The sequence below is a fragment of the Desulfovibrio sp. genome (genome assembly GCF_034006445.1).
In the GTDB taxonomy this organism is placed as follows: Bacteria; Desulfobacterota; Desulfovibrionia; order Desulfovibrionales; family Desulfovibrionaceae; genus Desulfovibrio.
The window spans coordinates 18,481-27,603 of the sequence record NZ_JAVESS010000028.1 but is presented as its reverse complement, the minus strand read 5'-3'; the positions used below and the strand labels follow the sequence as shown (position 1 = coordinate 27,603).

Below are 9,123 nucleotides of genomic sequence, written 5' to 3'. Positions count from 1 at the left end.
GTATAATTTAAACTTCTTTTATTATTATAGCATATCATGGAGCACCTTTTTATTTCAAGATCCATCAAAAAATAGTAAAACAGTATGAATTGCTGTGGTTAAGGTGAAACCATACTTCTTCATTTGGGGAAAGCATTTTATGCCCGCAGGCTCGCACAAATCGATTTTTTGCAAAGGCTCAAAGGTTCCAAGCCATTACTGTGGGGATGCGTGTTCGCAAATTCGCTGTTATCGTGTTCAACACGAAAATTTTTTTGCCAGCCACGCTCTGCAAGGCCATTGTAGCTACCCGGCAGTCGGAGTAAATAACGCCCTCTAATGTAATGTGGCCCCTGATGACGCCTTGAGTGGTCTTTTGAACTGTCAGTGGATAATTTTGTGATATTTCAGAAAGTTATGGCGTAAAATTGAAATAATGTAAAATGCGTCTTTGCAAGGCGGGGGTCGGGGGGTAAATCCCTTCTTCTCCACCATTTTTCGGGGTTATCTGATGTACAGGTACCCCTTTTTTGTTTTTTTCGCACCATGCCCAACACAGGCTGAAAATGGGTAGAGCAGATAAACCTTAAAATGCTGTGCCGCGTGGAAGCCGCTCTTTCTGGAACCCCGCCTCACTGAGAAAACAAGAGTTTCAGGGGGAGGGGGTGTGGGGGAGGGACCCTTTTGCAAAAGGGTCCCTCCCCCACAAAGCATTTCAAGCTGAAGCTTCTCTAATGTACGCCCACAGGGCCGCCGGGGGCAGCGGGCCGCCGGGGTCAGCGGGGCCGCCAGTTCGTCGGATGGGCTGCTTACGACATTTGCGCGGATGTGATCACCCTGATGCCCGTCCGGCCTTGAAGGGCAGCATCAAGAAGAGCCCGCGCAATGGTTGCGCTGGCATTGATGCGCAAAGACTTTGGAATCAGCGGATTGAGCAGTTGCAGCACCTTCATGGCCATTTGTTCGGCAGGGCGGCGCTCTTTCCTGTGGCCGCCGATGAGCGCCGGGCGCACCAGTGTGAGCGAGGGAAAGAGCAGCGCCGTCAAGTCGGCTTCCAGTTCTCCCTTTACCCGTGAATAGAAGAAAAGGGAATTGGGGTTCGCCCCCATGGCGGAGACGATGGCGAAACTCGGGGTGCCGTGCATTCTGGCGAGTCGGGCCACGGCGAGGGGATAGTCATGGTCCACCTCGCGGAACTTTTCCCGGGAACCGGCCTTTTTGATTGTCGTGCCCAGCGTGCAGATGGCAGCGTCGGCCTGCCACCAGTCGGCGTTTGCCGGCAGATCGTCAAAGCGCACGATTGGTGCGACCAGTTTGTCATGGGTTATGGCCAGGGGGCGACGTGTGGGCGTCACCAGCGTGTGGACGCGCGGGTCGTCAAGCGCCTGGCTCAAAACCTGTTCCCGACCAGGCCAGTGGCTCCCACAAGAAGAAGTTTCATGTCAGCCTCCTCAGGCTCGCTGTGCGCGGGGGGGCGGTGATCACTCACGTGCCGTGCGCATGTGGTGTACACGCGATGTATTTGGCCGAAACATTTGCTTGGCCTGGCCGCCTGACTCCCGCGACGCCTGACTCCCGCGACGGACGGCGTCACGCAATGGACGGCGTCACGCGACGATCTCGCCATTGCGGATCGCCACCCGGATGGCCTGCGCCGTTGTCACGACGCCCAGGCGTTTGCGTATGCGGCGCAGATGGTTTTCTACCGTGCGTTCGGAAAGGCCAAGGGTCACGGCGATCTCGCCCTGCCGCCGCCCTGCGGCTGTCCAGGCCAGCACCTCGCGCTCACGGTCTGACAGCGTGCCGACTGCATCAGCAGGGGGGGATTCCAGCAGTCTGCGCGCCGCGAGAAAGGCCGCTTCAGCAATAAGCTTCAACGCGAGCCGAACCTGCGGGGAAGCGTCGATGTGCTCCCCGCCAAAGCTCATGGCCCCCTCCAGCCCCTGCGGGCCGAACACGGGCACCTGCAGGCCGTGAACCCCTTCGCCCTGAGGGGTACGCACGACGCGGTAGCATTCGCCCTCCGTGCTCCTGGTCTTGGACCAAAAGAATGGCTCGCGGGCTTCCAGAATGTGCCGCGTCACCGGGCAGCGCCGCACATAGGTCACGGCGTCAACCGGCTCATGAGCGCCGAACCAGTTGCCCTCGACCCAATAAATGCTTTCGACCGTATCGTCCCGGCCAGCGGATGCCGAGAAGAGCACAAAACGGTCATAGCCGAGGGGAGCGCTGAACGCGCGAATCTCGTTTTTGATCACGGAAAGGGTAGTGGCGCCCTCGATGACGAGGGCGCTTCTAAATGCCGCTTCCAGCATGACCTTTTCCAGCATCAGGCGGTGACTTCCTTGAGCAGCGTCTGCGCCGCGAGCTTGCCGAGGGCGTTGGCTGCCAGCGGGCTGTCGCCGGTGAGCAGGTTGCGATCCCTGTGTACCGTGCCGGAAATGGCATCTCCGTTGATGATCTCAAAGCCGAGGGCTTTGAGCTTTTCGCCAAATTTCCAGGTCAGATGGCCTGGTGTGTACCCGATATCGGGGAGCATGGCGTCAATCACGTCGGGGAAGGCGCAAATCTTGTAGCCGCGGTACATGTCGCTGTGGCCAACAGCGAGAAAGGCCGCAGGGCCGTGGCACAGGGAGATGACGAACGTGTTGTTGGCAGCCGCCCATTTCAGGGCCGCGCCCACATCCTTGTTCTTTGGAATGTCGATGAGCGCGCCGTGGCCACCGGGAATGAAGATGGCGGCGTAGTTGTCCAGACCCTGGGCAATGGTCGTCGACAGCGTCAGGGGCTGCTTGAACTGCGGGTGGTATTTGGCGAAGAAGCCCTGCACTTCCTGGTCTTCAGAAGGCATGGCCCAGTATTCGAACTTGACGGGATTTCCCGACAGGGTGGCCACGTCAAAGGCAAAACCGGCCTTGTGGAGATGGTACATGGGCAGCAGGGTTTCCACCGGGTGGTTGCCGGTGGAGAAGAACGTGCCGTTGTCGGTCAGAAGATAACGCTCGTCAGCGCCTATCATCAGGATTTTTTTTGCGCCCTTGTAGGGGGCAGGGTAGTCGGCGCCGCCCAGATCGGACTTTGGCGAGGTGAACTGACTCAGTGAATAGCCTGAAGGAAAGAACGCGTCCTTTTCCGCAGGATCGGGTTGCGGCTGTTTGTCGGAAACATTTTGATATGTCATAGCAAACTCCATGAGTTGTTCGTTGATGTTTCGAGCATGTCATGACGGGTAGCCTGGTGCAATGAGGGATTTCCGCAGTGCTGCGCTTCATGCACCGGGGCGCGGCGCAGTTTTTTACCCTGTTGCCATGCCTTTGCACATTTTGCTAGTCTGCAAAAACCTTCGGGTTTTCTATTCGAACTCTTTTGGGGGCTTGAAGCTGTAATGAAGAATTTTTCAGATCAAAAAGATGTGCCCGTGCCCTGCCAACTGGTAACCGGCGGTGCCGGGTTCATTGGCTCGGCCTATGTGCTTGAGGCCCGCCGCGCCGGAATCCGCGTCATCAATCTCGACAAGCTCACCTATGCAGGCAATCCGGCCAACCTGTCTTCGCTGGCAGGCGACCCGGATCATATCCTGGTGCGCGGCGACATCGGCAATGAAGAACTGGTGGCTTTTCTGCTCCAGACACACACGCCGGACGCTGTGGTCAATTTTGCGGCTGAAAGCCACGTGGATCGCTCCATTGTGGACCCGGACGCCTTTGTGCGCACCAATGTGCTGGGCACGGCGTCCCTTCTGCGCGTGGTCAAGGACTGGTGGCGCGCCCTGCCCGCCCAGAGGGCGGAGAAATTTCGCTTTCTGCACGTGTCCACGGATGAGGTCTATGGCGCTCTGCAGCCAGGCGACCCGGCGTTTACCGAGGCCACGCCCTACAGCCCCAACAGCCCGTATTCAGCCTCCAAGGCTGCCAGCGACCATATGGTGCGCGCCTTTCACGAAACCTATGGCTTGCCGGTGCTGCTGACCAACTGCTCCAACAATTACGGGCCGCGCCAGTTCCCTGAAAAGCTTATTCCGCTGATGATTCTCAACGCGCTTGAAGGCAAGCCCCTGCCCGTGTACGGCAAGGGAGCCAATATCCGCGACTGGCTGCATGTGGAAGACCATTGCGCCGCCATAGCCCGCGTGCTTGAATCGGGCGCTGTTGGCCGGTGCTACAATATCGGCGGCCACGCCGAGCGCACAAATCTTGAGGTGGTGCGCGCGGTCTGCGCCATTCTGGACGAACTGGTTCCTCTGGGCCAGGGCGGGTATGCCGATCTCATAACCTTTGTGACGGACAGGCCGGGCCACGATTTTCGCTACGCCATCGACTGCTCCAGAATAGAAAAAGAACTGGGCTGGAAGCCGGTGCACGCATTCGAGAGCGGCCTGAAAGAAACGGTTGCATGGTATCTTGCCAACAGGCCCTGGGTAGACCATGTGCGCAGCGGCGCGTACAGGGACTGGCTTGCCATCAATTACGGGCAGCGCACCGCCGCAACAGGAGGAACGCGATGAACCAGTGGAAAGGCATCATTCTGGCCGGGGGGTCTGGCTCGCGCCTCTATCCCCTGACCCTCAGCGTGAGCAAGCAGCTCATGCCCATTTACGACAAGCCCATGATTTACTATCCGCTGGCCACCCTGCTCATGGCGGGCATCCGCGACATCTGCCTCATCTCAACGCCAGAGCATCTTCACCTGTATCGGGCATTGCTGCGTGACGGCTCACAGTGGGGCTGCTCCATACACTATGTTGAGCAGCCGCGCCCCGAAGGGCTGGCGCAGGCCTTCCTGCTGACTGAAGACCATATTGCCGGGCACAATACCTGCCTTGTGCTTGGCGACAACGTCTTTTTCGGCCATGGCATGCCCGTTCTCACCCATGAGGCCATGGCGCGCGAGAGCGGCGCGACCATTTTCGGCTATCATGTGCGCGATCCGCAACGGTATGGTGTGGTGGAATTTGACGAAAACCGCCGTGTAGTGAGCATTGAAGAAAAGCCTCTGAAGCCCAAGTCCAATTTTGCGGTCACGGGACTCTATTTCTATGACAGCGACGTGGTGGACATTGCCCGCGCTGTGCGCCCGTCGGCGCGCGGCGAACTGGAAATTACCGACGTCAACAATGCCTATCTAGCCCGTGGCGACTTGCATGTGGAGCTTGTGGGGCGCGGCATAGCCTGGCTGGATACGGGCACCCACGATTCGCTCATGGATGCGGGGGCCTTTGTGCAGGCGGTGGAAAACCGTCAGGGGCTCAAGGTGGCCTGCCTGGAAGAGATCGCCTGGCGCAATGGCTATATTTCCTCCGAGGACGTGCGCGCCCTGGCGCGGCCCATGGCCAAGACAGGTTACGGGCAATATTTGCTGGATCTTGTAGATACGGGGATAGGACAGTGGAAGTAGTCAAAACCCCCCTGGGGGGCGTGCTGCTCATCAAACCCAAGGTGTGGGGCGATGCCCGCGGATATTTTGTGGAAACCTGGCAGCAGGAGAGGTACGCCGCTGCTGGCATTGATCTGCCCTTTGTGCAGGACAACCATTCCCGATCCGCCTACGGCATTTTGCGTGGCCTGCATTTTCAAAAAACACGGCCCCAGGGCAAGCTGGTGCATGTCTCCTCAGGCAGTGTGTTTGATGTGGCTGTGGACATCCGCGCGGGGTCGCCCAGCTTTGGCCAGTGGTACGGCGTTGAACTGACGCAGGACAACCAGTGGCAGTTGTGGGTGCCGCCGGGGTTGGCGCACGGCTTTGTGGTCACCAGCGAATACGCCCATTTTCACTATAAGTGTACGGAATATTACTGCCCCCAGGACGAAGGGGCCATTCGCTGGAATGACCCTGACCTTGGCGTTGTCTGGCCGGTGGAATGCCCCGTGCTGTCGCAAAAGGATACGGTAGCGCCCTCGTGGCGGGAATTTCAGGCGGGGCTTGGGGCAAAATAGGCTGTAGCGCTATTGCCAGGGCATCATCTGATACGCTTGCGGCAAACGAGAAGCTCCCCATTTCGGTGGGGAGCTTTTTTGCGTGTACTGCCGCCGCCATAAAAACGAAAATCCAGAGCAGGGTGGCTTTGAGATGGTGTGATGCCTGAAAGGCGCGGCCTCCAGAATCCCTGTCCAAGAGTAAAAAACACTTTGTACACTATCAAAATACACGAGACAGGGCCGTCACGAGATGAATTTTCAGTTATATCAAGGAGAACGAGCCTTTATGCAGGGAGTGTACTCTGATGGTACTCGACCGGAATAAAAGGCGAAGTTCGACGCAGAAATACCAGGAAAGGCGCTCGTGACAGTGCTGTCCAAGAGTTTTAGGGGGAGGGGGCGTGGGGGAGGAGACCCTTTTTATAGCATCTAACTTTGAAAAAAGTTAGATGCTATAACGCTGCACGAGAGTGCGGCGCGCCACAACGTGGCGTGGGTTCTGCCGGAAATCGCATTTCCGGCAGAATGACAACTTTGAAATGCTTTACATTTCAAAGTTAATCTGGGCTAAAAGGGTCCCTCCCCCACAAAGTCTTTCAAACTGAAAAAGCTCTGGCGGCCTACAGCATTTCCAAGAAGGCTTCGACGCGCACCTTGAGCTGTTCGGTATCGGTTTCGGAGTAGTCGGTTTCCACCTGAAGGTAGGGCAGGCCCAGGTCATTCTGCACAAATTTTTTCAGGGTCCAGGCTTCCACGGCATAGGTCTGGCATCCCTGCCAGGTCAGATCCACCACGGCGTCCACAGAAAAGTCGGACGCCATCTGGCGCAGGGCGTCGTAGCGATTGGGGTTGGGCGACATGACGGCGCAGGGCACGTCAAGGTAGCGGCGGGCCATGACGGTCAGCGGGTCGCCGTCTTCTTCCATCATGACGCGGGTCTTTTTGTAGGCCGAGCAGTTGTCCAGGCAGACGACGCTGCCGCCGCATTCTTCAATGAGGCGCACCACCTTGTGCGAACCGAGGCCCACCGGAACGCCGGTCAGCAGAATGCGCGGGGCCTCGGGGCTGGTTGCGCCCTGGCCCTCGTCGGCCAGTCGGCCCATTTCTTCCGCCAGGTCTTCCAGCATGGCGATGCCCACTTCCTTGTCGGGAAAGAAGGACGTTTTGAAGGCGATCTCCACCAGTTCCACGCCGGTGACAGGCGAGGGCTTGCGCTGGGCCAGATCCATGACGGCCTTGAGGGCCAGGCGTTCGCGGTTCATGAGCCTGATGGCGTCGCGCAGCTTTGCATCGCTGATCTCCACGCCAAATTCCTGCTCAAGGCGGCGTACAAGGCCCTCAAACTGGTTGCGCCAGTAGTTCAGCGCGTCATTGTCCTGAATCTGCGGCAATTGCAGGAGTGCTATGGGCTTGTAGGGCGCTAGCAGTTCATACATTTTTTTCTTGCCGTCACAGGTGGTGTCGGCCACCACGATGTCGGCGGCGGCCAGATAGGGGCAGCTGTCCTTGAGGGCAAAGCCGAAGCTGCTCTTGATGAGGGGGCAGAGGGAGCGGGGCAGGATTTCTTCCGCCGCCGGGATGGAGTCGTTCTTGGTGCCGCAGAGAGAAACCGGAATGGCCCCGGCGGCCAGCGCGATTTCTGAAGGCGAGTACAGGCAGAACTGCCCGACGACCTTTTTGCCCTTTTCTTTGGCTTCCGTAAGGTTGAGCACGTTTTTTTCAAAAGCCGTGGTGATCTTGTCAAAACTGGCGCACTTCATGATTGCTCCTTTGTTTTGGCCTTGAGCGGCCGGAATATTCTTTAGGAAACGCTGCTGTATTCCGTTTGGCGGCCTTGCTTCATTTTTTTTGAAACAGTCGAGGACGGAAGAGCCCACTCCTGCCTGAAAAAAGATCGCGCCTTGCCAAACGAAACAACTGCGCGTTTCCAAGAGGCCCTTTAATCAGTGTTTTTACTTTTTCCGTTCAAGCCTTTGGGCTGCCAACAGGGCCGCGCCCAGCGCTCCCACCAGTTGCGGCTGCTCCGGAACCTGCACGGGCATGTCGAGTTCCTGGGCAAGAAAACCGCAAAAGGCCGGGCTGGTGGCCAGGCCACCTGTGAACACGCACTGGCCGGTAAAGGCGATGCGGCGGGCAAGGCCCCGCATGCGTCTGGCTATGGACACAAAAACCCCGGCCGCCAGATCGGCGGGCGGGGTACCCTGCGCCAGAAGACCAACAATTTCCGTTTCCGCAAAGACGGCGCACATGCTTGAAATGGGCACCGGCGTACCATTGGCGGCGGTTTGCCCCAGTTCGTCCAGAGGCATGCCGAGGATGCCAGCCAGCACCTGCAAAAAACGCCCTGTGCCTGCGGCGCATTTGTCATTCATGACAAAGTCGCGCACGCCGCCGTGTTCATCCAGGCTGATGGCCTTGCTGTCCTGCCCGCCGATGTCGAGCACAACGCCGGAGCCGGGGAAAAGCCATGAGGCCCCTTTGGCGTGACAGGTGATTTCAGTAACGGTTTTTTGCGCAAAGGGCAGGGCGATGCGCCCGTAGCCAGTGGCCACGACCTGCCCGAGGTCATGACGGCCTGCGCCTGCCTCACGACAGGCGGCGTCCAGAACCGCCTCGCCAGCCTCGCGGGTGTTCCACCCCGTAGGCAGCAGGGCGCTGCCAGCCACGGATCGGGTGGCAGAGTCAAAGATTACGGCCTTGGCGGCCACAGAGCCTACGTCTATTCCGGCTGAAAGCATTGTTTTTCTCCTGTGCGCAACGCGCGTTCAACGCAGTGCCCGCGCGCGGGCGCAATTGGCGTAAGGGCCAAAAAAAGCCCCGCTGATGGCGGGGTTGCGCTGTGAAGGAGAAGAACCGGCGGAATTTCTGAACCGCCTTCTGATAAAATACTCTGGCGCTGTTCAGAAATTCAGGCGGGACAACCTGCCCCACAGCGCCAAAACTCAGGTCATGCCGGAGCGCGTCAGGCTCCGGCCGTCACAGGACGCGCACGCCGCGCACAGGCCGCAAAGGGCCGAAGGCGTGTATTCAACCGCCCCCCGTGCGCGCGTCAGCACCTGTGTTTGCATACATTCTCCAGAGGTATCAGAGCCGTTTTTTGCACCTGTCGCCGACGGCGTCAGCCTGTGCCCGTGAAAGCGGCGTGCCGCACTGGGCCTGCATAATGGCCTGTCACAATGGGCCTGCATAATGGCCTGCCACAATGGGCCTGGCCGATGGCGTGCCGCAC

9 protein-coding genes are annotated in these 9,123 nt (G+C 58.6%); 3 read left to right on the top strand and 6 right to left on the bottom strand.

Features of this window, described 5'->3' with window-relative positions:
* Positions 1–788 precede the first annotated feature (788 nt).
* From RBR41_RS13745 to hchA, 3 genes are all read right to left on the bottom strand, one after another.
* Positions 789–1,373 carry an oxidoreductase gene (locus RBR41_RS13745; RefSeq protein WP_320353233.1) on the bottom strand — a complete coding sequence of 195 codons (585 nt, stop codon included), beginning with the start codon at positions 1,371–1,373 and terminating at the stop codon, positions 789–791.
* Positions 1,374–1,586: 213 nt separating this feature from the next.
* Positions 1,587–2,309, bottom strand: a complete 723-nt coding sequence (locus RBR41_RS13740) for a PA1136 family autoinducer-binding transcriptional regulator (protein WP_320353232.1) — start codon at positions 2,307–2,309, stop codon at positions 1,587–1,589.
* Entirely contained in the window at positions 2,309–3,160 is an 852-nt protein-coding gene (gene hchA, locus RBR41_RS13735) for a glyoxalase III HchA (protein WP_320353230.1), read from the bottom strand. The genes RBR41_RS13740 and hchA overlap by 1 nt, the downstream gene beginning before the upstream one ends.
* Before the next feature lie 204 nt (positions 3,161–3,364).
* Here hchA and rfbB point away from each other — a divergent pair, with 204 nt between their 5' ends.
* The 3 genes from rfbB to rfbC are packed head-to-tail and all read left to right on the top strand — an operon-like array spanning position 3,365 to position 5,912.
* Positions 3,365–4,483 carry a dTDP-glucose 4,6-dehydratase gene (gene rfbB, locus RBR41_RS13730; protein WP_320353229.1) on the top strand — a complete coding sequence of 373 codons (1,119 nt, stop codon included), beginning with the start codon at positions 3,365–3,367 and terminating at the stop codon, positions 4,481–4,483.
* Positions 4,480–5,373 carry a glucose-1-phosphate thymidylyltransferase RfbA gene (gene rfbA, locus RBR41_RS13725; protein ID WP_320353228.1) on the top strand — a complete coding sequence of 298 codons (894 nt, stop codon included), beginning with the start codon at positions 4,480–4,482 and terminating at the stop codon, positions 5,371–5,373. Before rfbB ends, rfbA begins: the two co-directional genes overlap by 4 nt.
* Entirely contained in the window at positions 5,364–5,912 is a 549-nt protein-coding gene (rfbC, locus tag RBR41_RS13720) for a dTDP-4-dehydrorhamnose 3,5-epimerase (RefSeq protein WP_320353226.1), read from the top strand. Before rfbA ends, rfbC begins: the two co-directional genes overlap by 10 nt.
* Positions 5,913–6,514: 602 nt before the next feature.
* Here the strand turns inward: rfbC and RBR41_RS13715 are convergent.
* From RBR41_RS13715 to RBR41_RS13705, 3 genes are all read right to left on the bottom strand, one after another.
* Positions 6,515–7,654, bottom strand: coding sequence for a double-cubane-cluster-containing anaerobic reductase (locus tag RBR41_RS13715; RefSeq protein ID WP_320353225.1), 1,140 nt, complete (start codon positions 7,652–7,654; stop codon positions 6,515–6,517).
* A 192-nt stretch (positions 7,655–7,846) separates the two neighbouring features.
* Positions 7,847–8,632, bottom strand: a complete 786-nt coding sequence (locus tag RBR41_RS13710; RefSeq protein ID WP_320353224.1) for an acyl-CoA dehydratase activase — start codon at positions 8,630–8,632, stop codon at positions 7,847–7,849.
* A gap of 204 nt (positions 8,633–8,836) precedes the next feature.
* On the bottom strand, positions 8,837–8,962 hold the full coding sequence (locus RBR41_RS13705; protein WP_320353223.1) for a hypothetical protein: 126 nt from the start codon (positions 8,960–8,962) through the stop codon (positions 8,837–8,839).
* Positions 8,963–9,123: the final 161 nt, after the last annotated feature.